Below are 26,350 nucleotides of genomic sequence, written 5' to 3'. Positions count from 1 at the left end.
ATCTCTATTAAAATTATTTACCATCCCGGATTTTGAACTAAAGCAGGGTTTTTATCAATTTCTGTCTGAAGAATCGGGAATAAATTAAACTTCATGGGGAATACCCTTTCTTCGAATGCAGTTCGCTTATAAAATCCTGTATAATTAAAGTTGTTTGAAGTAGTTACACCAGCATTCACATCCATACCCCACATTTTACCTCCATCACCCCATTTACGCAAAGGATCTCCATTGTCAGGAGTATGTGCCCTCCATCTTCTCCTGGAGGTAAAATAACGATCAGTTTCAAATGCAAGTTCGATCTGACGTTCTTTTAAAATATGCTCTCTCTGTTCTTCTTTATTTCCTCTGATTTCCGGATATACACTGAATATGTTCGGGACACCAGCACGAGAACGAATCATGTCCCAATATTTCTCAATATCAGCGTGCCCCGGATTATATTCATTCAGAGCCTCTATGTAGTCCAGCAGAACCGATGCATATCGAATAAATATTTCTGTACGTGGATTAGTTGTCCACACGCGATCCCTTAAATTACTCAGATAATCAACATCTTTAAGACATAAATATCCAGTACGAGAATAAAATGTGTAAGCACCCGACAAACGTGAAGCTCCACCGTAATATAGCTCAGCTCTACCATATCCATTTTTTTGACTTCCGGTGCTGTAATAATCCCGTTTATCTACATCACTTGGTAATTGAGGAATGATTCTTTTATTATAAAGAATATTGGCATAAAAACGGGGCTCTCGATTTGCATACATATTCCATTCACCAGCCCAGTGTCCCCATGCATCTCCACTACGAATATCATCTATCATAGCCAAGCGTTCAGTAGTTATGTTTCTGTTTTTAGGGTTCCAATTATCCCCACCTGTAGTTGCGAAGCCTTCTTCAACATAACCTGACAAAGGATCCTCAATATCACGCCCATTTTTCATCAAAAAGGCATCAACAACTCTTTGTGTCGGCCCAACACCCCCCAGATTATTTGGCCCCGGAGAAGTATGAATTTCCCATCCTGATGGATTATAACCAGCGCGGCCCCATATTACCTCACAATTCCATTTTTTTACTTTTATATCTCTTACCGATTTCAATGGATTAAAAACTGCGTCACCATTTTCATTATTCCTGTATAGTTTTACATTGGCAGCTGGATTATTCTCTGCAATCTGAATAACTGCATAGCTGGCATCTGCAGCTCTTTTCCATTTTGACTCATCATAAACAACACTTGTAAGTGGTGTCCCATCATGATTCTTAAAATTGGCATAATCAATATTTCCGTTCCATTGCGGACTAGCTGCCATTGTTAACACAATTCCTTTTACGGCTTTACAAACAATTTTATTCGGTTTACCGAACCATTGCCTATCATTTTGCCAGTCCAAAGGCAATCCTTGTTCTGCTTCATCCATCATCTGAACGATGTAATTTACACATTCATCATACGGAGTTCTTGGAATAGCCCCAAAATCGGTATCCGAAGGTAATTCACTTTTGATAATGGCAATAGGTCCATATTGCCTAAGCAACAGCCAATAAAAATATCCACGCAAAAATTTAACCTCAGCCTTATATTGGGTTTTTAAACCATTACTAAGCTCTGGATTTTTATCTACATTATTCTCAAACACAAAAGATGCGCGAATTGCTTTGTAATACGTAGCCCATTTATTATAGAATCCTGAACCTGTATTCCAGTTACCCAAATTAATATTATAAGTGTTATACACATTCCAACTCAAATCTATTTCATCAGCCAATCCTAACCAGGGATCATCCTGATAAAGGTTAGCAGCAGGTATTGAAGCATAAACATTATACAAAAATGCTTCTGTTTCTTTACGTGAATTCCAGATCATGGCATCCGTTTTCATATCATCGGGTTGCTTGTCCAGAAATTTCTTACAACCCATTACTGTCATCAATCCAAACATGCAAAGCATGATATATCTATTCAAATTTCTTTTCATCTTCTTCTAATTAAAATTTAGCTCTGATACCCAAATTCATCTTACGCTGTAAAGGATAATTTCCCGGCCCTTCCAGCTCAGGGTCCCACATTTTCCATGGTGCCCATACAGCTACGTTATTAGCCAGTGCATATAAGCGCAAACTTTTTAATCTGATATTTGACAATAATTTTGATCCAAATGTGTATCCAATTTCTACATCTGATAAGCGTAAATAGCTGCCATCATATATGGTTTTAGTTGAAGTCTGCCAGTTATTAGCTGAAGTACCATTATACAACCTTGGATACAGTGCATCTTGCCTTGGATTGTCAACAGTCCAGCGGTCTAATGCTTCTTCAAAAAGATTAAGCTTACCCACTCCTTGAGCAAAAGGAATATATGATCCACCCAATCTATAGGTAACACGTCCCTGCCCCCTTAAAAAGACACCTATATCAAATCCTTTATAATCTACCTGGAATCCAAAACCATAATTAATCTCTGGTAAATTAGAATAACCTATAGGTACTTCGTCATCTATACTCACTTTCCCATCTCCATTCACATCAAGATATTTGATATCTCCCGGTCTGACTACACCGTATTGTTGTACAGGACTATTTTGGATATCAGCCTCGCTCTCGAAATAGCCCAATGCTTGCAGACCGAAAACCTGGTTATATTTTTGACCTGTACGCATTCTATATGCATAGTTTTTATTGGCTTCATCCTGAGAAAGGATTTTGTCTCTTGCATAGGTAAAATTTCCATACACACGAGTACCGATCTGGCCAAAACGTTGATTAAACTCTATAGTTCCATCTACACCACGATTCAGCATCTCGCCCATATTTGCATATGGCGCAGCTACATAGCCCGTAATTGCAGGTAACGAAGTCCGTTGCAATAGAATATCTGTTCTTTTTTCATGAAAGTAATCTGCTTCAATTGACAATGCATTCTTGAACATTTTCAATTCAAAACCGATATTTTTCTTAAGTCCTTTCTCCCATGTTAAAGTTGCAACTCCTATCCGGTTTTCACCAGTTCCTCCATAATTAGTCGGGGTTTCACCAAATATATACCCCCCAAGTCCAGCACCATATACAGATAAGTAACCATAGCGGTCACTACCTGGCAAAGCTTCAGAACCGACTAAACCAATTGATCCTTTGAATTTCAAGAGATCAACAGTTCCTTTTAAGTTTTTAAAGAATGATTCATTGGAAACTATCCAACCAGCTGCAACTGCAGGAAACCAGCCAAAACGCTTCTCTGGAGGAAAATTTTCTGATCCGTTATAACCTACATTAAACTCAGCAAAATACCTATCATCATAATCATAAGTAGCTCTTGTTGCAATACCCTGGCGGCGATATGGAAGTGATAAAATTGCGGAACCAGCATTACCAAGTATATAATCTCGTTGATAATACATCATCATACCACTAACATGATGCTTTTCTCCAAATGCTTTATTATACAAAAGCTGTGCTTTCATTTCTTTAGCCCTATTACTCGTCTGTGCATTAGAATAGCCTAAAAATTCTGTCCCTACCGTAACCTCTTTAAAAAGAATGTCTCCTGTAACAGGATCTCTTCCTTGTACACCATAAGTAGTACTGTTCTTCCTCCTATTTATTGTAGTTGTATTATTTGCGTCAAATGAATAAGACAATCTAAATTTCAATCCATCCAAAACAGACTTAAGATCCTGATTCAATGAAATCTGACTAGTAAATTGATTTCTAAATTCTGTATTGAACCCTGAGCCCATTAAACGTTCTACCGGATTAGACTCTCCAACTTGTGTAGGTGCTGCCCAGCCCATAATATCCTTTCCATTCAGATCTTTACCAATCGGAATCCTAACCGGATTTCCTATTGGTGTTGCCTGATAGGCCCAATAGAACAATTCGCCAGCAGGTGTAAAAGTCGAGGAATAAATTGCTCCACCAACACCAGGTGTCCTCAAATCAGTAAGGTTACCACCAATTTCAAGTTCTAATACAGTCGACTTAGATAAAGTGACATCAACATTAGCTCTGAAATTATATCGCTGAAGGTCGAGGTTTGATTTATAATCGATATCCGGATTGTCTCTCAAATTACCACTTTCTTTGATATAGCCAAGCCCTACAAAATAACGTGCAACTTCACCTCCTCCTCTTACACTTAAGTTAGCATTCGCATTATAGGCATACTTTTTATAGGTTTCATCAAACCAGTTTACATTCGGATATAGGTAAGGATCAGTCCCATTTCTGGTGTTTTCAATATATTCCTTCGAATAATTCTCTTTACCTAAGGCCTCATTATATAACATGGCGTAATCTGCTCCGCCTAAAAATTTCGGCAGCATTGGTAAATCTGAAATACCATATTCAGTCTTCGCTTCTATTACCGGTATTTGTGCTATACCTCTTCTGGTTGTTACCAAAACAACCCCGTTAGCTGCCCTTACACCATATACTGCAGTAGCAGAAGCATCTTTCAAAATAGAGACAGATTCTACTTCTTCAACAGAAATATCGTCCATACTCCTTTCCACACCATCTACAAGAATTAAAGGAGACCTGTTTGCACCGAATGTGGCGATACCCCGGATCCACAAGCCTCCACCATCTCTTCCTAATTCACCTGAACGCTGAACAACCACAGCACCTGCCATTTTACCTGCTAAAGCATTGGTTAATGAACGTACAGGAATTTTTAACTCATCCATTTTTACTGTAGAAATGGCACCGATTACACTAGCTTTTCGCTGAACGCCCATACCTACCACCATTACTTCATCCAGATCGCTTAACTTTTCCTTCAATACAATATCAATGGCAGTTTTAGCTTCTACCTTTATCTGTTGCTCGATGTACCCTACCATGGAAAACTTTAAAATATCACCAGGTCTGGCATCAATTGCATAATATCCTTCTGTATTGGTTGTGGCACCTTTTGTTGTTCCAACAACAACGACACTAACACCTGGCAATGGTTGTCCGTTAATATCTATTACTTTTCCCTTGATATCCACCATTACAGGGGCAACAACATTGTTCTTCAAATTTGAAGCTATCATGTCTTTTGATTTGACAATGATAATCTTATCCTGAATGGTATAAGTTAATGGCTGATTACTAAAGACATCTTTTAATACTTCATCAAGATCAACATTGTTGACATCAATCGTTAATGGCTTAGCTTTCTGAAGTACTTCATTACTGTAAATAAAGTAGAAACCTGTTTGCTTTCTAATCTCTTTAAATACCATTTTCAGATTGGTATTACGTTGACTCATACTAATCTTTTGTCCGAAAGAAGCTGCATTAACGTGCATTGTAAGTACTAAGAGTATAATACCTGTCAATTTCATAATGCGAAATGCTTTTGATTCAAGAAGTGTAATCCACTTCTTGTATAGGTAAATTCCAGGGCATGAAATGCCCTTAAAATGTAGATTTTGTTTCATACATTTGTTTGTTTGGGTTTTGGTTTACACTAAATCTATTGAGTACTATCAAGGGTTTGCCCAGACATTTAAGCATTTCGGCCGCAATCCGAAATGCTTTTTTATTGGCTACCCTGCTCGGTTTAATTAGGTAGGGTTTTCTTTCATACTTTTTTAGTTTTTGGTTTTATAATTGGTTGTAGTAATTGTTCTTCCTTCTATTACGAATCTGACACCACATGCTTGTTCTAAAGCCATTAAAATCCTTGACACTTTTACATCCCGGGGTATCACTCCTGTGAAATAGACATCAGGTTTTGCCCCGACATAATTTACTTCTACGTCATACCAGCGTTCAATCTGACGCAGTACTTTGTCTATATCCGTATTGTCAAATTGAAAAAGTTTGTTCTTCCAGGCCACCACAGCTTCAGGATCAGCTAGTTTTAATACTTTTATATTGCCATCTTTCAGCTGACTTTGTTCGCCCGGAGTTATAAACGTTTCTGAATTTCTCGTTTTAACACTTACCTTTCCTTCCAATAAAGTTGTTTCCAGATTCTTCTCATTTGGATAAGCCATTACATTGAAGTGAGTACCTAAAACTTCTATAGTCTGCTGTTCGCTCTGAACTCTGAAAGGTTTGTTCTTATCAGACTTAACCTCAAAATACGCTTCTCCAACCAAATCCACTTTCCGTTCTTTAAGAGTAGAAAAGTTTACAGGAAATTTCAAGGATGAAGAGGAGTTTAACCATATTTTGGTTCCATCAGGAAGGTTAACCTGATATTGACCACCTTTTGGAGTTGAAATCGTATTGTAAGATATGCTTGCATTTAAATTTGTCTGATTTGCAGGGTTAACGGTATAGACAAGTTCTCCGTTTGCATTTTTAGTAATTGAGATGCCGGACTGAGTTGCCAATTCTCCATTTCCAACGTCTGTCAAAGAAATTTTCGTTCCATCAGCCAATGTTAAAATAGCTTTATTATTACCCGGTGCAATGTCTGCAGTCCGGCTTAGCTGTGCTGTCGTTAACCCTGAAGGGTTACTTATAACGAAGAAATAAAAACTGACTGCAGATACAATCAGCACCGCTGCCGCAGCAGAAATGTACCGATACCAGTTTTTACGTTTTATTATTCTCTCATGATCTATGTCAGCATCAATTTTTTGTTTTAGAAGGTCAGCAATTTCTTCAGTATCTGTCTCTGGAGACCAATCAGATAAGCCAACTTCCTGATGATACCATAAGTTTAGCTTTTCCTCTTCTTCAGGAGTAGCTTTTCCATTTAAGTATCTATCTAATAAATCAACTATTTCCTCTTTGTTCATTTTTTACTGCCTTATACCTATATGTAGCAAAAGTCCCATTCTGGTAGACAATCAAAAACAAAATAAATCACAAAAGCCTTATAATCAGAATATTATTTATAATTTTTATTTATAAAAAATGATTAATTGTAAAAAAGCTGAGGATAGCCAGCAGCAGCAAACTACCCGACTTTTCATTTAACACCAGGCGAAAAAGATTCAGAGATCTGTTAATTTGTTTCTTCACCGTCTTATCGGATATATTCAAATGCTCTGCAATTTCGCGGTGAGTCATTTGTTCTACCCGGCTTAAAACAAAGATTTCTCTCATTTTTGGTGGAAGCTTAGAAATTTGTGTATCAATAACACCACTAAGTTCGTCCAGATCTATATATTCATTAACCATATCTACCCCCTCCTCAAAAAATGATTTCAGAGAGGCTAAATAATTATTTTTATATAAATTATTCCGAATATATCCGAGACTTCTGAATCGAATTGCACCATGAAGGTAAGAAGAAAGAGAGATTATGTCAGAAAGTTCTGCTCTTCGTTTCCATAAAGAGATAAAGACTTCCTGAACAATGTCTTTGGATTCATCTTCATCTTTTACAATTTTACCCGAGTAAAGCAACAGCTTTTTCCAATATCGAAAATAGACTTGATCAAAGGCAGCCCTATTATCCTGAATTATCAAAACTAATAGTTCCTGGTCTGTATACTTACATAACTGAGTTAAAGCCATTCATCTAACCTTTTTATAAAACTAAATATAATATTCAATAAGTTCAATAACATATTTAATATTTTTTCATTAAGATTTTGACAACATCCAATTAAATCAAAGCCCACATATATTTTTTATTAAAAACACTAAATATCAACAGCATAGTTTATATATTAGATTCTCATTTACACCAAATTTTACAAAACTACCACCGCAAAATTTCAAATTAATATTTATCTACTATAATTATTAAAAAAAATTAAAAACACTTTCATGTTCAAATCTATTATTACTGTTCTGACATTATTGATTATAATGTCAGGCTCGCTGTTATTTACAAATTCAAGAGCACAGAATCCCAAAGCAAATTACATTGTCCTTAATAATACAAATGTGAGATGGGCTTTTGATTTAAGAGATGGGAAGCTACTTTCGTTTAAAGATCTAAGCAACAATCAGGACTTCCTTGTTTCAAAAATAGAAGATGCTTCGATCTGGGAGCTCACTTTTACTAAAAATAGCGGCATGCTTCCCATAACCATTAATGATGCACAGCAATTTGAATTCAAACAGCCATCCAAAGATCTTATCGAGCTAATATGGAAATCATTTAAAGACCCGGCATTTAAAGCATTACAAGTACGGGTTACAATTAACCTTAATAAACAAGGCAGCTCTTTCTGGAACATTGCTCTTACTGGTATTGCGAATACTAAAATAGAGAAAGTAATTTTCCCAAGAATCTCAGGAATCAAGAATATGACAGATGAATACCTTGTCGCGCCAAACTGGATGGGTGAACTTATTAAAAACCCAAGGCGTCAATTATCAGGTCCGGTAAAAAAATACGAATTGTATTACCCTGGTCACTTATCCATGCAGTTTATGGCGCTTTACGGTAAATCAAAAAAAGGGTTCTATGCTGCAGCAAATGATATAAAATCTTTTAGAAAGGACTTTGCTTTTCTTTATCAAAAAGATGGCAATCTATCTTATCAACTGACACAATTCCTACCTCTGGACAACAACATTGATAGCTATACTCCTTCTTATGTTGTAGAAATTGCAAGTTTTGAAGGGGACTGGATTTCAGCTGCAAAAAAATATAAGGTCTGGGGAAGCCAGCAATATTGGGCAAAAGAAAGTAGGCTTAAAAATGGGCTGACTCCGGATTGGCTTACGAAAACAGCCTTATGGGTATGGAACCGTGGGGAGTCTCAAAATGTGCTGGAGCCCGCAACGGATCTAAAAATGCAATTAGGTTTACCTGTCGGTGTTCTTTGGCATTGGTGGCATAATGGCTCTTATGATGATTCCTTTCCCGATTATATTCCACCAAGAGAAGGTGAAAAAAACTTTGTCAATGCTATAAAAAAAGCAAAAGACAATGATATACAAGCGATTGTCTACATGAACTCCATCAAATGGGGAAATAATATGCCTAGCTACTATAAAGAAAATGCAACTCCATATACCGTAAAGGAACAAAATGGAGAAAGCAAATCTTTCGTTTATAACATTTTCACGAAAAAGGCATTAACATATATGTGCATGACCACCCCTTTCTGGAAAGAGAAATATAGTCGAATAGCAGACACTGTGCTCAGCAAATATGGCGTTGGAGGTATATATATGGACCAGGCTTGCCTAAGTGCCTTATGTTATGATCCAGCTCATGGCCACTCCATTGGCGGAGGTAATTACTGGGTGCCAAATTTTACACAACTCACGAAGCAGATCAGAGAGAAAGCAAAAAGAAAAGAACCTTATATATTGGCAGGTGAAGGCGGTGGTGAAAGCTGGCTACCAACATTAGACGCTTTTTTAACTTTACAAGTAAGTAGCGAACGTTATGCGGGCATTTCTGATAAATACACCATTCCTTTATTTCAAGCTGTATATCATGAATATGGAATAACATTTGGGAACTACTCTTCCTTACTTTACCCGCCATATGACGAATTGTGGCCGGCAAAATATGCCTTAAAAAAAGTTAATGAACCTTTGGATAAAACTTTTAACCAACAATTTTTAATGGAGCAAGCCAGATCTTTCGTTTGGGGTATGCAACCGGCCATTGCTAATTATCATAGTTCATTGAAAACAGAGAGAAAAGTTGAAATTGATTACCTGCTTTCTTTGTCCAGATTACGAAACAAAGCGCTGAAGTATCTACTATACGGGTCGTTTGCTCGTCCTCCTCAAATAGTTATTCCACAAAAAGAAATTGCGATTTCCAAACTTTCGATCTACGCCGGCCAGGATGAAAAAGTAACTACATTTAAAAAAAGCTATCCTATGATATACTCAGGATCATGGAAGTCTACAGATGGATGCCTGGCTATTACTTTGGCAAGTATTCAAGAACAACCATACACATGTAAATTTAATCTTTTGGCTTCAGATTACGGGATGAAAAATACTGGGAAAATTTATCTTTTAAATGAAAAGGAGCGTATCAAAATCGGGAATTATAAACGAGGAAAAATAAATGTTGATATACATCTGGCCTCTATGGGGCTTGCAATCATCGAAGTGATTCCAGATCGAATAAAATGATGTAGAATGACGCTAAAAATAGGAATCAATTAAAAAAGTTGCAGTAAAATATACTGCAACTTTTTCGTATTTGTGAGCGGTTATTTATTGTATTTTATTGATAAATGACCTAAACGACTAACTCCTGCAGCGCCAAGGGTTCCCCCGGTTGGAGAAGTAGCACTTCCAACAACTTTATTTTTAACTCTTAATCTGATGTACAAGTTATCTAAACCAGAAGCTTGCAGAGGGAATTGGAAATTAACAACTTTAAAACCTGGCACCTGAGTAAGTAATGTGCTTGTCCAATCTACAATGTCCTGCATAGTATACTCACCTAAAGCATTCCAACTAGTACTTGAGAATCCAGTTGAGTTCCATTCTACGACAAAGTTTCTTGGCCCACCTATGCTACTATTTCCATCTAACTGCAAAGATATAGGCTTAGTAATTCCCAATGTAGAGACTTGGATATTCCAGGATGCCCCAATATCCTGCGTTGTATTCCACCAGTTTTTTGCTGACCAGGCAGCATCCGTAATTAAACCTTTTGCACCTGTTGGATCTTGAATTAATCCGTTATAATCACTTGCACCACTAATACCTGTACTTGTAAAATTTAACGAAGTAGAGGCACTATGTGTCAATACACCTGTTCCAATATCTGGTGTTAAGGGATTACTACTTAAAGTTGCTCCGGCAGAAAGTTCTTTTTTGAATCTGCTCCATTCTACAAGAATATTTGAAAATCCTGATGAACGATTCTCAGCCAGATCGATGTCAGCTCTTTTTAAAGGTCTGATTGAATAATCACCAATATTGGCTCCGTACCTATCCATCTTTTCTGATACCAGAACGCCTGTTACATCTCCTGCCCCTTGCGGAACAAGCTTTCCATCACGTCTATATGGTACATCATTATTCACAATCATAGCCAGACTATTTCCATTAATATCTCTTAATAAATTTGGATAAGCATCAGTTCTTGCTACATACCCCTCTGTAATATTAGAGAAACTACCTAATGGAACTGCAATCTCTACCTCTTTAATTTTAACAAGGGTATACAAGTCATTCGGTGTTAAATCTTTGATGTACAATGATCGAGGAGTAACCTCTGTACCTTCAACCTTAGACATGATATTAATTGATTCTAAATTTTCCAAAATCACGCGGGCCGGGTTCACTTCCTTACGCAACGTTAAGCCTTTAAGCCATATTTTAACCCGATCATTTTTCACAAAGATATTATCTCCACCAGTTTTTGTCCTGACTAAAACACCAGAAGTTCCATCATTGCTCTGAATATAAACCGTTATTGCATTTTCGGTTTTATCAATCTCGTGCTTATTAGTGGCTTTATTCGGATTTTGTCCAATGTTCGGATTTCCTTTATCACTAACTATTGTTCCTTCGATATAAATATCATCAGAAATAACTCCTGCTGCTACTGTAGTTTTTAAATAATTAAAATCTTTTAATACAGCATTTGCAAAATCTCCAGCAATATTTTGAGAAACAATTATACTGTCCTTAACCGTAGTTCCTAATGCATCTTTATAAGAAAATAACACTTTACCTGAACGTGAAGCAGCAGATGAATTCTGACCTAAAGTGAAGTACAGATAATTATCTTTCATTTTTAAGTCACTTATCCAATCCGTCCCTTCGGTATAGGTAATCTTTTGTACCATTTGATCGAAAGGAATATTGGTTGTAATTGCCGTTTTCATTACCCCTCCCGCACCAATACCATTTGCGGTAGCATCAGTTATATTTAGCGTAGGTGTTAAACCTTTTTGCTGAAAACTAATGGTGCGTGTTTTACCAGAAGCACTAAGCACTAAGTTTACAGAACGTGGTAATTTATCTTTGTTGCTTTCATAGGTTACAATAAATTCTCCATTACCATTTCCACCAGTTTTATCAAATGTTACCCATGAAGTTTCATTCTCGGTAGTGAGGGTCCAATCCTTATCAGCAAAAACTAAAATTCTGGATGTACCAGCAGCATCGGCTACACGTACAATTTCATTATTAATAGCAATATCAGTACTAAATTCTACCTGATCGCTCTTCTTACAACCAAATAAAATTGTCATAGCCATTAATAAAATGGTTGATAATAACCAACCGTTTTTATTTAAGTTAACTGTTGTTGTCATATATCAGTTATTTATTTACTTAGTTTCATTAATATGGGTCTGTGATCTGAGTGTTTTTTTGTAAAATCATCATAGATAAATTTACAATACTCTAAACCCGACCTTAAGTTTTTACTCAGATAGATATAATCAATACGTGTTGATTTAAAATCGTTCCCTGTTGGGAGAGATTTCATTGCATCAATCAGACCGAAGTCTAAAATCTTCTGTTGAACTTCGAAATCTAAATATTTCCCATCCTCAAGGTTATGATGATTGGCATGCTTTTTTTCATTCTCTATTAAACGATTCAAATAAACTCCATCTGCATAATTATTTCTATCTAATGGAGATAATGAGTTTAAATCTCCCATCATGATCCAATTCTTCTTCTGATTTGAATCTTTTATTTTCTGTAGAATAATGCCAATTTCCTCGCGACGCTTTTCGTAGTTATGTGGATTCAAGTGGGCTACCAGAATATTATATTTCAACACATTTGCGACTATAAATCCATGAGTCATATTCTCATTTATCCTTTCTGCATTTAAAATGGGATATTTAGATGTTAAACCTACCGGATAACCCTTCAACTTGACAATTATAGAATAAGGATGTCCGAAACTTCTGGCCAATTGATTTAAGCTTTCCTCTGTAAATTTATTACACTCCTGTAAAGCCAGTATATCTGGTTTTTGCTTCTTAATCCAGTTTACAAATACAGTTTTCCCTTTGGTGGTATCAGTTTTCATACCTTCCAGAATATTGTAACTTAAAACACGAAGTGTATCCTGAGCAAACAAATTGCCCGTAATAAAAAGCGCTATAATCAGCAGGCAGGTTTTATATAATGATTTTCGTTTCATTGGATGTCTATTTTATATTATTTGTAAGCAGGGTTAGTCAAATTACCCCATGAACGACTGATTTCTCCATCAGAAATTGGATAGTACTCATGGTAAGGACGTAAATTCTCTTCTATACTTACATATTCAGTAGCAGTAGTTGCTTTAACGGCATCATAAAAAATACCCCACCTTACTAAGTCCCATTTTCTTCCGTATTCCCCCATTAACTCTCTGGCACGTTCTTCTTTTACCTCAGCAAAAAATTCTGGTTTACCAGGATATGAAGCCAATACATAATCTTGAGAAGCTCTGCCTTTTACTTCATTTATTGCTGACATGGCTGTGATGGGGTCATCAAGTTCATTAGCACATTCCGCAATCATCAATAGTACATCTGCATATCTGAACACCTTCTGATTGTTTCCATCTGCGATGTTATCCATTCCCGGGCACCAAAACTTAGGTCCCATCCAGGGTTTCCCTGTTCCATTGTTTGCCATTGGCCTTTTAAAGTAGGCTCCATTGTAGGTATAAGCTAAAATTATTTCTCTACGTGGATCATAAACATCATATAATGAGACGAAGTATTTAGAGGGGGTAATAGAAGCGAAAGGATTTGCTTTTGAGCCTAACTCTGGGACATTAACGCCATCGTAAGTACTTGTCCCAGAAGTTTTAGTTGGCATAAAAAATGCAGATACGGTGGTCGTTTTCTTTAATCCCAATGCAGCCCAGGTAAATTGCACTTCAAATATGGATTCAGGTGTATTTTTATTCCTGAAATAAGTATCTGTTAAAGGATATTGTATTAATTGTCCATATATTTTTTGGACTTCTTTTAAAGCTGTTAAGGCTGTTGTATAGTCTTTATTCCACATGGACATTTTAGCAATTAACATATAGGCCATTGGGGCAGAAATCCTGTTATCAGTTACATCAGAAGTACGTTTTAGGGGTAATGACAGAACACTTTTTTGCAATTCATCAATTAAAGCTGTACGTGTAGCTACAGCAGGCATCCGGCCAATTTTAGAAATTCTGTCTAAAACTTCCAAAGAAGAGACGTCATCCGTATAATAAGGCACATCACCAAATGTAGCCGTTAATACATAATAATATAAAGCCCTGAGAGTTATTGCCTCGGCAGCTATCGCTTTCTTTCTTTCCTCTGGAATTTTTTCAGATCTATCAATACCTGCTATTGTTGAATTACAATACATCACACCTTTGTAGCATTGTTGCCATAAACTCTGCCCCATCCCAGGATTGGCGGGAGAGATCTCAAATTTAGCGTCAAGTTGCGAGGAGTTTAAAAATGCTAAATCAGTCGTCGCCTCATTTGCAATCATAAAATTAGCGGTATAAATACTTGTTAAAGGTATATAACATCCATTTACAGCAGCTAAAGCCTGACCTTCATTATTGTAAAACTGAGCGGGCGTAACAAAGCTCTTTGATTGTTCTTCTAAAGTTTTTTTACAAGCGACTAAACTGAGCATTAGCATGCCGGCAATCAAAAAAGTATATTTTATATTCTTCGTTTTCATTAGAGTATATTTTATTCTGGGATTTTCATATTGATTCATAATCTTTAGAATTTAATTTCAGCGCTAAAAGTAAAAGTTCTGCTGTTCGGATACGCTCCATTGTCTACACGGCGCATGGTTGAACTGCCACTCTCTGTAGAAACTTCAGGATCATATCCGTTATAATACTTCCACAGATATAAATTATTACCATTCGCGCTTAAGGTCAGCGCTTTTAAGGCGTTATTTGTTTTTTTAGCTAAATCAAATGTGTAGCCAAGAGAAACATTTTTTAAGCGTAAAAATGTTGCACTGTGTACAAATCTATCGTTCGGTATGTCATCTTTAGAATCTGCTCTAGGATAATCAGATTGTGGATTTCGTGATTCGTGCCAGGCGTTTACCATATATTTATACTGATTGCTTAAGTAGGTTCCCGTTCCCATAAAGGTTTCAGTAACGTTATATATTTTACCCCCTAAAGAATAGTTTAAGAATACATTCAGATTGAACTTATAGATCCTGAATGAATTTTGAACACCTCCATATAAATAAGGATCTGCCTGACCCAAATAAACCAAATCAGCATTATCTAACACTCCGTCATTGTTCTGGTCAATATAACGCTGACGCCCCGGAGTATAAAAATTAATCGCGGATGAAGCATATTTTTTATCAATTTTATCCTGATTTATTTCTGCCTGGTTTTTCCAGACACCAGCATATTGCATTCCCCATAATGCATTTAACGGTCTGTCCTTCACATAACCATACATCATATATGTCGCACCATAAGGATTGGCATATGCAACGATTTTATCCAGACCACCAATATCATCAACCATTTGCGAGTTATGTGCAAATGTTAAAGTAGTATTCCAGGAGAAATTTTTCCGATTCATATTTCTGGAATCGATAGTTAGTTCCAGACCTTTATTTGATGTTTTACCAATATTTGCCAATCTACTTGGGTAGCCTGTATGCGTAGGTAGTTGTACTGTTAATAATAAATCTGATGTTTTACTGAGATAAGCATCAAAGGTTACATTAATTCTATTTTTAAATAAACCTAAATCAATCCCAGCATTGTAACTAGTAGTTTTTTCCCATGTTAGTCCCTCATTGGAAATACGAGTAGGATAATAAGAAACCGGGATTGCCCCACTAAATATATAACCAGAAGACGATGAAGATAATCGGGATAAAGATTGATAATTTGATATCGCATCATTACCTGAAATACCCGCGCTCAACCTTAACCCCAACTCACTAATTTTTTCATTATTCTTCAGAAACTTTTCTTTCTTAACATTCCATTTAAATGCTGCAGATGGGAAATAACCCCATTTATGATCCGCAGCAAAATTGGAAGCTGCATCAGCACGGGCAGTTAATGTCAGGTAGTATTTTCCATTATAATTGTAATTAACACGAGCAAGATTTGAAACTTTGGTTTTATCTTCATAGCTGGATCCTGCATTTAGTGTTTCTTTAGAAGGTATAGCACCTAAATCATTTGTTCCAATCTCATCAATAAAGTAGCCATCACCACTAGCAAATAAATTGGCCTGCCATAATTGCTGGAAAGTAAATCCATACAATACATCCAAACTGTGTTTTTTACTAAATGTACGTGTATAGTTTACTGTGTTTTCATTTAAGATATTATTATTCCTGAATCCCGACTTGTAGGCGTAAGCACCAGTATTTTTACTTGCTCTGGAAGGTAATGTAGATGGATAAAAGTTATCATCAAACCGGTTATAATCGTAAAAAGAAACAGCTGACCTGATTTTGAGATATTTTATTGGTTTTATTTCAACAAAAACATTGGTGGATAAGCCTTTCTTCAATTGATCTTTCTGCTGTAAAGAAGAATTTGCTAATGGTGAGTCGAATAAAGTACCACTATACCATTGTGTATTCCAATCATTAAAACTACCATCATCCTTGTATGCCGGCATAGTTGGCGACAAAAATATAGTTGATCTGTACCATAAAGAGTTTGAACCCACATCGGCCTTATTAACATACTGATTGATATAAGAATAGTTTAAACGAATACCTGCATTAACGTATTTACTGAAAGTCCGATCGTAGTTAAGTCTGGCCTGGTAACGTTTCAAACCACTATTTATAATAATACCCTGAGTATTGTTATAATTCCCCGAAAAATAAAACTTAGATACTTTGTCGCCTCCTGAGGCTGTAAAAGTATGATTTTGATAAGGAGCAGTTCTGGTAATTACATCGGTCCAGTTTGTTCCTTCGCCTAAAGATAAGGGATTAGGATATGGATATTCTTCAAGCGGTTTCACCCTGTTTGCTGTGCTTGAAAAATAAAATCTATCATTTTGTAACTGAGCGAACTCTGTAGCATTCATTAAATCCAGGAAACGTGGTAATTGAGATACCCCAATATCAGAACGGAATGAAAGATTTGATCTGCCATTAGCACTACCAATTTTAGTAGTAATAATAATCACCCCATTACTTCCTCTTGAACCATAAATAGCAGTTGAGGAGGCATCTTTTAAAACCTGAATTGACTCAATATCAGCGGGATTCAACTCATTTAAATCTCCAATACCATCCATTACGCCATCGACTACAAACAGTGGTTCATTTGTAGCTGACACAGATCTCGTGCCTCTAATACGAATTGATGTTCCAGCCCCAGGCTCACCAGTTGTTGATACAATTTCTGCACCAGCAACCCTTCCCTGCAGCATTTGATCTACACGCACCACAGGAACATCTTTTATATCATCCATCTTAACCACAGATACAGCCCCTGTCAGATCACTTTTCTTCACACTACCATAACCGATAACAACAACTTCATTTAAGTTCCCTGCATCTTCACGCATTAAAATATTTAATGGAGTAGTCCCGCCAGCCTTAACCACAACATCTAAAACTCTTTGTGTTTTATAGGATACAAAAGAAAACTCTACCGTATACTTTCCTGGCTTGATGTTTCCACTGTAATTACCTTCATTATTGGTTGATAAGACTCTATTTAATTCTACAATTCTAACATTAACACCTGGTATAGGCTGCGATTTATCATCGGTTACTTTTCCAAACAACTTACCTGTTTCTTTCTTTAATAATCTTATTGAATTTTGTTCTTCTTTGAAATCAATATCAGAATTTGCCAATAACGAAGTTAAGACCACCTGCAGTCTAATATTTTTAAAATCATGGACTTTTTCTGTCTTCTTAGTTTTTAATCCTGGCAAATTACTGTCATATGCAAAATCTACTTTTGACGTTTTTTGGATGTTTATAATAGCATCGTTAATTGTTATTCCACTATTAATCTTTACAGTTATTGGTTTGTTTAAAACTTGGGCAATAGCGCTTACTGACACCAATTGCAACGATGTCAATAAACATAATAGTGATAGAAAGTATTTAGCTCTCTTTAAAAGAAGCAATTTTGGATTCATATTTTTCTGAGTATAGTTTGACTTTTATAAGAATGAGTTTCTTGTTATTTACTTGCTATTGTATAGTTATTCCATTTTCATCCCTCCTATATTTATTGTCGTTAATAGCACATATTAATTTCAAGATTTGTTCGTCTGTCTTACCTGACCTAAGTGTTATGTTATATCTGTATTTATCCTTATTGGGGTTGATGCAATTAATCTTTAACCCATAAACATTCAGCACAGCTTGTGATAGTTCTTCAAAATCTGCGTCTTTCAAGACCACATTTCCATTTCGCCAATCACTTAATTCATTCTCAGCAACATTAGAGAGTCTGTAATTCCCATCGTTTTTGTTAAATGAAAGCTGTTGATTAGCGATAAGTTCTTTCAAGACTTCAGTACCATTACTAACACGAACTTTCCCTGTAGTTACTTTTACTTTTATATCCCTATTCTTTTTGTAAGAATTGATATTAAATGAAGTCCCAAGAACCCGGATCTTTAATCCCGAAGCAGTTATAACAAAGGGTCTGGAGGCATCTCTTTTTACATCAAAAAAAGCTTCTCCTTCCTCTAGAAAAAAGTCTCTTTTATCTTTGGCAAAGACCGATGGTACCCTAATCTTTGAATTGGCATTCAATGTGATTACTGTACTATCCTGTAGTAGAATCTTTTTAATTTGCCGAACTGTCGTTGAATAAGTAGAGAATGAAACACCAATATTTTCACCTGGTGTTTTCATTACATATTGCTTTGCAAAAATTCCAGCTAGAGCAATAACAAAAATACTGGCAGCTATTTTTAACCAACTGTAATCATTGCCTTTTTTATCATTACTTACATTTACCTGAGCATTTATACTTGCATACATTTCCCGCTGTAGCAATTGTTCATTTTGAGGGGTTTCTAAGCCGGGGACATCCTTTTCGGATTCTCCAAAATCATCATACCAAGCTTGTATAAGACCTTCGTCTTGTTTGTTAAGTTTACCTTTTAAATAATCTGAAAAAAGTTTTTTCGCTCTCTTTCTTTTCATAATTAGAGTTCTGTTAGAATTCCTTATAATAGAAGTAGAACTTAGAAGAGAATCTTCCCGAGAAAATGAAAACTATTTTTATAAATTAAAATGATTGGGATTAAACGCTGATCAGAATAGATACGATTAAGAAGACGGTTACATAATCATTCGGAAAATCTTCAGCTATTGCTTTTTTAAGTCTGTTCAGCCCCATAGAAATATTGTTTCTTACTGTTTTTTCTGAAAGTCCAGTTTTTTCAGAAATTTCATCTATTCCATAATCCTTAATTCTCAGATCGAAAACAGTATGCATAGAGGCAGGCATTTTATTAATTTCTCTTTTTACAGAATTCAATAAATCATTCGTTTCTAAAGAGTGATTTAAGATTGTTTCTTGCAAACTTAATTGATAGATAATTTGATCAAAAGCTCTGGTATTAATTACATGCTTACGATAATGAGCTATAATCTGATACTGGAGTGCTTTACGTAAATAAGCTTCAACATTTGTTTTAATTATTATCTCATCCCGTTTTTGCAAATAGTAAATAAATACATCTTGTACCAAGTCTTTAGCAAGCTCTTTATCTTTAACCCGATTATATGCAATAACATATAATTTTTTCCAATAAGAATTGAATAGCTCTTCAAACTCATCATCTAATTTTTCAGAATCCTGCTTAATACTCAACATCTTATTAAATCACTAAATTATTTATGATTATCTGGTCAAAAGATATTTAATAGATTTCAATTGAAATTAAAAGAGATATTAAACAATAGCTTTAGTTTCAATTCGGCAATCAAAACATTATTATTTATTACAAAATGCTTCACATCATATCTTTTTGCCAAAAGAACTAAAACAATATTAAACTTAAGTTAGCTAACTTTTAAGTTTAAAAACAAATATATTTTGTGATTTTTTTCAAAAAGATGATTGAGATGGACTAGCTGGTTTTAAAACTCAGCTTCTGATTGATCTAAATTAGATTAAAGCAAAAAAGCTCCAGATTTCTCTGAAGCTTTTTGCAGTGGTATGGGCCGGGATCGAACCGGCGACACATGGATTTTCAGTCCATTGCTCTACCGACTGAGCTACCGTACCATCTTATTCAAACATGTTTCTTAGTCATGTTCCCCTCGGTTGGGAATGCAAATGTAATATCTTTTTTGATTACTCTGACATGTTAAATAACGAATTATTCTTTAATCGCTCGCTATCACACCATTAACTTTTACAGACAGCTACTTTTAGCCCTAAAACAGGTGCATTCTTATTACAAATAGCATATCATTCCTGAAATACTAATACGTCACAAAGCTGTGGTTTTGCTTAATTCAACAATTTCGAAATCATTCTGGTAAAAATCAAAAGTCAATAGGGGTTGTAAACATTAATTTCACCTTTCATTAACTAACAGAATACATTTAACCGAATTAATAAACGTGAAAAAGACCTTAAGCATTTTACTAGGGGCAATGGCTATTGCTTTTAATGGGCATACAAATACCCAAACGGATAAAACGCCTGCACCATGGCTAAAAAAAGCAACGGATGTGATCAGTTACCAATTGAAACAAGCCAGTAATACATACAAGCCAGGGCAAAACCCTCGCTCTACAAACCCAGATGGGTCAGTAAGGTTAGCCAATTATAAAGATTGGACTACAGGTTTCTTTCCAGGATCACTTTGGTATGGCTATGAGCTTACTCGTGATAAAGAACTGGCAAACCAGGCAAAACGATTTACACTTGCTTTAGATTCAGTAAGATATATTAAAAACACCCATGATGTTGGCTTTATGCTGTATTGCTCTTACGGCAATGCATATCGAATTACAGGTGACAAAGCCTATTTACCTGCGCTTGCAGATGGTGCACAAAACCTTTATAATCGTTTTAACCCTAAAGTTGGTGCTATCCGTTCATGGGATTTCACATGGTGGCATTTCCCTGTTATTATTGATAATATGATGAACCTGGAATACTTATATTGGGCATCTGGTCAATTTAAAAAACCTGTATATGCTGATGCAGCCAATACTCACGCATTAACGACTATTAAAAATCACTTCAGAAAGGATTACAGTTCATATCACGTAATAGATTATGATGCTAAAACTGGAAGTGTTATTGCTAAAAGGACGCATCAGGGAGTAACCGACGAATCAGCATGGGCACGCGGTCAGGCATGGGCTCTTTACGGCTATGCGATGTGTTACGAAAATGCTAAAAATGAGACATTCTTAGCTCAGGCAGAAAACATAGCGAAATTCATTATGAATCACCCAACAATGCCAAAAGACAAAGTACCAGTATGGGATTTCGATGTCCATAATGCACTAGGTGTTGAGGAAAAAGCACCGAGAGATGCGTCGGCAGCGGCAGTTATTGCTTCAGCCCTCCTTAAGCTGAGTACTCAAGTAAAAGATGGTCAGAAATATTTTAATTATGCAGAAGATATCCTGAAATCTTTGTCGTCTGATGCCTATCTGGCAAAACCAGGTGAAAATAACTTCTTTATTCTAAAACATAGTGTTGGTGCATTTCTATACAACTCTGAAATAGATACTCCTCTGGATTATGCTGACTATTATTATCTTGAAGCGTTGAAGCAATATACTGCTATTAAAAAACACTAATTTACCATCTATGATTTTATTCAAAAAGATATTAATTGGTGTAGCTATTTCTACATTAGCACTTACATCCTTTGCACAGGAGGAACAGCTAACTAAAGAGAGTTTTGCAAACATCAATTTAGATCAACCAGGACTGGAAAAAGTAAAAAAAGCGGTATCTGCTACAAAATACGAAGCGGCAGGATTTGCATTGTTACAATACTACCGTGAGCGTACGGCGGTTCGTCATCTCAATTTTAATAGTGATGATATCATAAAATTTAAAGGTAAAAAGGTAAATGCTGAAACCAAACAACTGGCAGATAACATATTGCTCCATAAATTTAAACCGCACAAAGGCTATCCTACCTATGATTATGGTAAAGATATTAACTGGCAATATCGTCCGGTAAAGGATCAGCTACTAACTACTTTCTTACATAGAACCGCATTTTGGGAAAACTTAGGTATTGTTTATAGAAGTACAGGTGATGAAGTCTATGCGAAAGAGTGGGTTTTTCAGGTTAGAGACTGGATCAGTAAAAACAAACAAGGTGCTTATCCAGACGACAAAGATTATGCATGGAAAGCGTTTGTTGTTTCATTCAGGCTGAATCACTGGAGTGGTCTTTTTAATCTATTCCTCCAATCGTCTGATGTTACTCCGTCTTTCTTAATGGAATTTCTTAATTCATACAACGAACAGGCGAATTACGTAATGGCCAACTATACTGATATAGGTAATCATCGTTTATATGAAGCATTACACTTAATGTATGCAGGAAGTAATTTTCCAGAATTGAAGGGTGCAGTATCCTGGCGAAAAAGTGGAATTGAAGTATTGAATACAGAGATTGAAAAACAAGTATTACCGGACGGTATGCAATTTGAACTTTCACCTGGCTATCATATTGGAACCATTAAAATCTTCTTAGATGCTTTGCGCATTGCTCAGTTGGCCGGAATAGCGGGCGAGTTTCCAAAGACATACAGTAATCATGTAGAAAAGATGATATTGGCAGTGGGGAAATATTCATTCCCTGATTATCAGTTCCCATTGTTTGGGAATGCTTTTGCGACCAGCAAAGGACAGATGTTAAAGAGCTATAAAGATTGGGCAACAGTATTTCCTGAAAACAAGGTAATTGAGTATTACGCTACAGATGGTGCCCGTGGTCATAAACCTGATTACCTTTCAAGCGCTTTACCAAATGCTGGTTTTTACGCGCTTCGAAATGGATGGGATGCCAGCTCAACTATCATGCAAATTAAAGCAGGACCAGTAGCTGAATTCCATTCCCACCCTGATAATGGTAATTTTGTACTTTGGATAAAGGGGCGCAACTTTACTCCTGATGCAGGAAGTTTTATATATGCTAATGTTGGCGGCCAGGAAAATTCAAAACGGGATTGGTACCGTAGTACCAAGGCACATCAAACGTTAACATTGAACGACCAAAACATTGAAAATAATGCTCGATTAATAAAATGGAAAACAAGTGATAATCTTGATATTCTAAACTACATTAATCCGAGTTATGCCAACCTTCAGCATCAACGTACATTTCTGTTTGTAGATAAAAGCTATTTTATCATTATAGATAGAGCTATTGGCCAGGGCACAGGTAAACTTGATATTCGTTTTAACTTAAAGGAGGATAATAAACCTGTTTTCGATCATGTTAATAAGCGTGTTTACACTACTTACAATGACAATAATAATTTATTAATACAATCATTTAATAAGTCGGCGGAATTAAAGGAAGAGGAAAGTTTTGTATCCTATGAATATCAAAAGGAGACGCCACGTTCTGCATTTGCATTTGAACAACAGAAATCAGATAGCAATACAAAATCGTTTATCAGCATTGTTTATCCATTCGGTAACAATAAGGCTCCAGCAATTAGTTTAAAGGAAAACTCCGGTAACGATTATGCAACCGGAAAATTGAATGTCACCCTTACAATTGATGGAAAAACAAAAAATATCGTACAACAATTATAATTGAACTGGACTTTAGAGCAATCAAAAATATGTATTTAAGATCCCTATTAATTTTATGTGCCTTATACTTACAAATTGGTATTTCAAAAGCACAAAACACCTTCACCAAAGAGAGCTTTAGAAACATAAACTTAAATTATCAGGGACTCGAGAGAGTGAAAAGTGCTGTAGAAACAGCTAAATACGAAGATGCCGCTGCCGCATTACTACAATATTATAAGGTTAAACTCGGTTCAGGAAAACCCGATTTCAGCAATCTTGAGGTTCCGGTTGATACAACCGGGCCTCTTGATACAAAAGTTCTGGAAACAGCAAATAATGCTTTGAAACATCATTTTAAGACGCAGGAAAGTTATGGCTTCTTTGATTTTGGAAAGGATATTAACTGGCAATTATGGCCTGTTAAAGACAATGAAGTACGTTGGCAGCTGCATCGCGTAAAATGGTGGCTACCAATGGCTGTAGCATACCTAAAGACCAAAGATGAAAAATACGCGAAAGAATGGATATTTCAATTTGAAGACTGGGTAAAAAAGAACCCATTAGGTCTATCAAAAGACAATGATCGTTTTGCCTGGAGACCATTAGAAGTATCTGATAGAGTACAGAGTTTAGTCCCTACAATAAGTATTTTCATCAATTCACCTCATTTTACCCCTGCCTTCCTCATGGTTGTTTTAAATAGCTACCACCAACAAGCGGATTATTTACCGGGTAATTATGCAGCTCAGGGTAACCATCGGTTGTTTGAAGCACAGCGTGTCTTATTTGCCGGAGCATCTTTCCCTGAGCTTTTAGATGCTTCAGAATGGCGAAAAAGTGGGATCGATGTATTGAACTCTGAAATTAAAAAACAGGTTTATGCTGATGGTGTCCAATTTGAGTTGTCACCAGTGTATCACGCAGCTGCTATTGATATTTTTGCAAAAGCTTACAAAGGAGCTCAAAAAGCAAGACTGGAAAATGAATTCCCCGCAAGCTATAAGCAGACAATGGAGAAAATGGCAATGGCCTTTGTCAACATTACCTTTCCTAATTATAATCAACCAATGTTCGGTGATTCCTGGTGGACAAATAAAGAGTTTAGGATAAAGCAATTTACTTCATGGTCTGAATTATTCCCTGAAAACCAATTCATCAAATACTTTGCAACTGATGGTAAAGAAGGTCAAAAGCCGAACTGGTTTTCTAATGCCCTAAGTAATGCCGGGTTTTATACTTTCAGAAACGGATGGGACAAAAGCTCTACCATTATGATGCTTAAAGCTAGTCCGCCGGGAGAGTTTCATGCCCAACCTGACAATGGAACTTTTGAACTTTGGGTAAATGGAAGAAACTTCACACCTGATGCGGGTTGTTTTGTATATAGTGGTGGTCCTGAGATTATGAAACAACGAAATTGGTTCCGTCAGACTCGTGTACACAGTACAATGACTCTGAATAACCAGAATATGGTGATCACTAAAGCGCTGCAAAATAAATGGACAACAAGTAAAGATCTGGATATACTTACCTATACAAATCCAAGTTACACTAATTTAGATCATCGTCGCAGCGTTCTCTTTGTAGATAAGAAATATTTTGTAATTGTAGATCAAGCTATCGGCACTGAAACCGGTACTTTGGGTATCCATTACCAGTTAAAAGAAGAAAGTAACCCTCAGTTTAACAAAAAAGAGAACAAGGTTTTCACCAATTACGGTGATGGCAACAACCTGCTTATCCAATGCTTAATTCCTCAGAAAACAGAACTAAAGGAAGAAGAAGGTAAAGTTTCTTATCAGTATGGAAAAGAAGTATCAAGACCAGCATTGGTATTTGAAAAATATAAACCCAATGGTAATAATGCATTTTTTGTTAGTATAGTTTATCCTTATACTGGAAGCAAAACACCAAAAATTACACTTACAGAGAAAAAAGAGAATAACTATGAAAAAGGATTGCTTGATCTGGTACTAACCATTGATGGTAAATCAAGATCGCTAAAATTAAATTTAAATAATTAGTCCGCTTAGGCGGCTGTATTATAGTCTAAAAGACATATTGATAATGTACTTTTAAGTTCTAATTATCAAATATGATCAACTCCATTGTATTGTTATACCTTAGCATCATTAGCATGCTGATGCCAAGCCGGTATACAATCAGAAGTATGTATTGCTTACTGCTTCTGGCGGAGCGGTTGCTTTAGTGCGCATCTCTGATAAAAACCATGTTTTATGCAAATTCCGGCAACAATCCACACTCCGCAGAAATATACCTGATGGTAATATTGTTAGCGCTGCAAGTACTGGAAATGTTTTGAAAATATTCAAAGTATGTTGCGCGGAGATAGTAAAACTGATTTTATTAGTGACCTGGAGGTTCTGATTACTGATTTAAATGGAGACCACATAGAAGAGGTGTTGATTTATTTCAAAGCTCCCGGTGGTCCTGGCATAGGAATGGAAAAAAATGTGATGTCCTTTATTAAGAATAAAAAAGATGGAATTTTATTTTAAAACGCCTACTAAATCAGGAACAAAAATACCCGGTTTTACTTACAATGTTAAAGCAGACCGTTTAGAAACCTGGATGGAAGCAGAAGGACTTAAATTTAAGTTATTGATTACTTTTGACTATGATACTGGTGGTATTTTTGTATATTCTGAAAACCGGAATTTACGTGGAATGTTTCCAAAACACTTGAATAGATATTAACAACAAAAATACCTTAAAAACAAAAAAGCTTCAGATTTCTCTGAAGCTTTTTG

Annotated in this window: 17 protein-coding genes and 1 tRNA gene; 7 read left to right on the top strand and 11 right to left on the bottom strand. The window is 36.0% G+C overall.

The window, feature by feature from the left end; translation table 11 throughout:
• Positions 1–17: 17 nt before the first annotated feature.
• From ABDJ41_RS04195 to ABDJ41_RS04180, 4 genes are all read right to left on the bottom strand, one after another.
• Positions 18–1,985, bottom strand: coding sequence for a RagB/SusD family nutrient uptake outer membrane protein (locus tag ABDJ41_RS04195; RefSeq protein WP_349784486.1), 1,968 nt, complete (start codon positions 1,983–1,985; stop codon positions 18–20).
• A gap of 10 nt (positions 1,986–1,995) precedes the next feature.
• Entirely contained in the window at positions 1,996–5,433 is a 3,438-nt protein-coding gene (locus ABDJ41_RS04190; RefSeq protein ID WP_349784485.1) for a TonB-dependent receptor, read from the bottom strand.
• A 153-nt stretch (positions 5,434–5,586) separates the two neighbouring features.
• Positions 5,587–6,747 carry a FecR family protein gene (locus ABDJ41_RS04185; RefSeq protein ID WP_349784484.1) on the bottom strand — a complete coding sequence of 387 codons (1,161 nt, stop codon included), beginning with the start codon at positions 6,745–6,747 and terminating at the stop codon, positions 5,587–5,589.
• A 109-nt stretch (positions 6,748–6,856) separates the two neighbouring features.
• Entirely contained in the window at positions 6,857–7,471 is a 615-nt protein-coding gene (locus ABDJ41_RS04180; protein WP_349784482.1) for an RNA polymerase sigma-70 factor, read from the bottom strand.
• A gap of 255 nt (positions 7,472–7,726) precedes the next feature.
• Between ABDJ41_RS04180 and ABDJ41_RS04175 the strand changes: the two genes are divergently transcribed.
• On the top strand, positions 7,727–10,012 hold the full coding sequence (locus ABDJ41_RS04175) for a DUF6259 domain-containing protein (protein WP_349784481.1): 2,286 nt from the start codon (positions 7,727–7,729) through the stop codon (positions 10,010–10,012).
• Between the two features lie 80 nt (positions 10,013–10,092).
• Here ABDJ41_RS04175 and ABDJ41_RS04170 read toward each other — a convergent pair whose 3' ends face one another.
• The 7 genes from ABDJ41_RS04170 to ABDJ41_RS04140 all read right to left on the bottom strand — a co-directional run bounded on the left by ABDJ41_RS04170 (position 10,093) and on the right by ABDJ41_RS04140 (position 20,075).
• Complete coding sequence (locus tag ABDJ41_RS04170; RefSeq protein ID WP_349784480.1) at positions 10,093–12,156, bottom strand: DUF5689 domain-containing protein; 2,064 nt, start codon at positions 12,154–12,156, stop codon at positions 10,093–10,095.
• Between the two features lie 11 nt (positions 12,157–12,167).
• A complete protein-coding gene (locus ABDJ41_RS04165) occupies positions 12,168–13,001 on the bottom strand; it encodes an endonuclease/exonuclease/phosphatase family protein (protein WP_349784479.1) in 834 nt (277 codons plus the stop codon).
• A 17-nt stretch (positions 13,002–13,018) separates the two neighbouring features.
• Positions 13,019–14,530 carry a RagB/SusD family nutrient uptake outer membrane protein gene (locus ABDJ41_RS04160; protein ID WP_349784477.1) on the bottom strand — a complete coding sequence of 504 codons (1,512 nt, stop codon included), beginning with the start codon at positions 14,528–14,530 and terminating at the stop codon, positions 13,019–13,021.
• 44 nt (positions 14,531–14,574) lie between these two features.
• Positions 14,575–17,964, bottom strand: coding sequence for a SusC/RagA family TonB-linked outer membrane protein (locus ABDJ41_RS04155; RefSeq protein ID WP_349784476.1), 3,390 nt, complete (start codon positions 17,962–17,964; stop codon positions 14,575–14,577).
• 55 nt (positions 17,965–18,019) lie between these two features.
• Positions 18,020–18,985, bottom strand: coding sequence for a FecR family protein (locus tag ABDJ41_RS04150; RefSeq protein ID WP_349784474.1), 966 nt, complete (start codon positions 18,983–18,985; stop codon positions 18,020–18,022).
• A 100-nt stretch (positions 18,986–19,085) separates the two neighbouring features.
• Entirely contained in the window at positions 19,086–19,661 is a 576-nt protein-coding gene (locus ABDJ41_RS04145) for an RNA polymerase sigma factor (RefSeq protein WP_349784473.1), read from the bottom strand.
• Positions 19,662–20,002: 341 nt separating this feature from the next.
• Positions 20,003–20,075, bottom strand: a tRNA-Phe gene (locus tag ABDJ41_RS04140).
• 341 nt (positions 20,076–20,416) lie between these two features.
• On the opposite strand from ABDJ41_RS04140, the gene ABDJ41_RS04135 reads away from it, so the two are divergent.
• The 6 genes from ABDJ41_RS04135 to ABDJ41_RS04115 all read left to right on the top strand — a co-directional run bounded on the left by ABDJ41_RS04135 (position 20,417) and on the right by ABDJ41_RS04115 (position 26,297).
• Positions 20,417–21,613 (top strand): glycoside hydrolase family 88 protein, encoded by a 1,197-nt coding sequence (locus tag ABDJ41_RS04135; RefSeq protein WP_349784471.1) that lies wholly within the window; start codon positions 20,417–20,419, stop codon positions 21,611–21,613.
• 10 nt (positions 21,614–21,623) lie between these two features.
• Positions 21,624–23,597 carry a heparin-sulfate lyase HepC gene (gene hepC / locus ABDJ41_RS04130; RefSeq protein ID WP_349784469.1) on the top strand — a complete coding sequence of 658 codons (1,974 nt, stop codon included), beginning with the start codon at positions 21,624–21,626 and terminating at the stop codon, positions 23,595–23,597.
• A gap of 29 nt (positions 23,598–23,626) precedes the next feature.
• A complete protein-coding gene (hepC, locus tag ABDJ41_RS04125) occupies positions 23,627–25,603 on the top strand; it encodes a heparin-sulfate lyase HepC (RefSeq protein WP_349784468.1) in 1,977 nt (658 codons plus the stop codon).
• Positions 25,604–25,754: 151 nt separating this feature from the next.
• Positions 25,755–25,967 (top strand): DUF6528 family protein, encoded by a 213-nt coding sequence (locus ABDJ41_RS22960; RefSeq protein WP_502930323.1) that lies wholly within the window; start codon positions 25,755–25,757, stop codon positions 25,965–25,967.
• The gene (locus ABDJ41_RS04120; protein WP_349784467.1) at positions 25,916–26,098 is read left to right on the top strand and encodes a hypothetical protein; all 183 of its coding nucleotides are present in this window, start codon (positions 25,916–25,918) and stop codon (positions 26,096–26,098) included. The genes ABDJ41_RS22960 and ABDJ41_RS04120 overlap by 52 nt, the downstream gene beginning before the upstream one ends.
• The gene (locus ABDJ41_RS04115) at positions 26,082–26,297 is read left to right on the top strand and encodes a hypothetical protein (RefSeq protein WP_349784466.1); all 216 of its coding nucleotides are present in this window, start codon (positions 26,082–26,084) and stop codon (positions 26,295–26,297) included. The genes ABDJ41_RS04120 and ABDJ41_RS04115 overlap by 17 nt, the downstream gene beginning before the upstream one ends.
• Positions 26,298–26,350 lie beyond the last annotated feature (53 nt).

It is taken from the genome of Pedobacter sp. ASV1-7, from assembly GCF_040203335.1.
In the GTDB taxonomy this organism is placed as follows: Bacteria; Bacteroidota; Bacteroidia; order Sphingobacteriales; family Sphingobacteriaceae; genus Pedobacter.
The sequence above is the reverse complement of the archived record's forward strand: the minus strand, read 5'-3'. Positions and strand labels throughout refer to the sequence as shown.

Excerpts from the sequence above, each read along its gene's own strand:
- ABDJ41_RS04115 (WP_349784466.1), top strand. The coding sequence starts at position 26,082 with ATGGAATTTTATTTTAAAACGCCTACTAAATCAGGAACAAAAATACCC.
- ABDJ41_RS04195 (WP_349784486.1), bottom strand. The coding sequence starts at position 1,985 with ATGAAAAGAAATTTGAATAGATATATCATGCTTTGCATGTTTGGATTG.
- ABDJ41_RS04120 (WP_349784467.1), top strand. The coding sequence starts at position 25,916 with ATGTTGCGCGGAGATAGTAAAACTGATTTTATTAGTGACCTGGAGGTT.
- ABDJ41_RS04155 (WP_349784476.1), bottom strand. The coding sequence starts at position 17,964 with ATGAATCCAAAATTGCTTCTTTTAAAGAGAGCTAAATACTTTCTATCA.
- ABDJ41_RS04165 (WP_349784479.1), bottom strand. The coding sequence starts at position 13,001 with ATGAAACGAAAATCATTATATAAAACCTGCCTGCTGATTATAGCGCTT.
- ABDJ41_RS04185 (WP_349784484.1), bottom strand. The coding sequence starts at position 6,747 with ATGAACAAAGAGGAAATAGTTGATTTATTAGATAGATACTTAAATGGA.
- ABDJ41_RS04150 (WP_349784474.1), bottom strand. The coding sequence starts at position 18,985 with ATGAAAAGAAAGAGAGCGAAAAAACTTTTTTCAGATTATTTAAAAGGT.
- hepC (WP_349784468.1), top strand. The coding sequence starts at position 23,627 with ATGTATTTAAGATCCCTATTAATTTTATGTGCCTTATACTTACAAATT.
- ABDJ41_RS04145 (WP_349784473.1), bottom strand. The coding sequence starts at position 19,661 with ATGTTGAGTATTAAGCAGGATTCTGAAAAATTAGATGATGAGTTTGAA.
- ABDJ41_RS04190 (WP_349784485.1), bottom strand. The coding sequence starts at position 5,433 with ATGAAACAAAATCTACATTTTAAGGGCATTTCATGCCCTGGAATTTAC.
- ABDJ41_RS04180 (WP_349784482.1), bottom strand. The coding sequence starts at position 7,471 with ATGGCTTTAACTCAGTTATGTAAGTATACAGACCAGGAACTATTAGTT.
- ABDJ41_RS04170 (WP_349784480.1), bottom strand. The coding sequence starts at position 12,156 with ATGACAACAACAGTTAACTTAAATAAAAACGGTTGGTTATTATCAACC.
- hepC (WP_349784469.1), top strand. The coding sequence starts at position 21,624 with ATGATTTTATTCAAAAAGATATTAATTGGTGTAGCTATTTCTACATTA.
- ABDJ41_RS04175 (WP_349784481.1), top strand. The coding sequence starts at position 7,727 with ATGTTCAAATCTATTATTACTGTTCTGACATTATTGATTATAATGTCA.
- ABDJ41_RS04160 (WP_349784477.1), bottom strand. The coding sequence starts at position 14,530 with ATGAAAACGAAGAATATAAAATATACTTTTTTGATTGCCGGCATGCTA.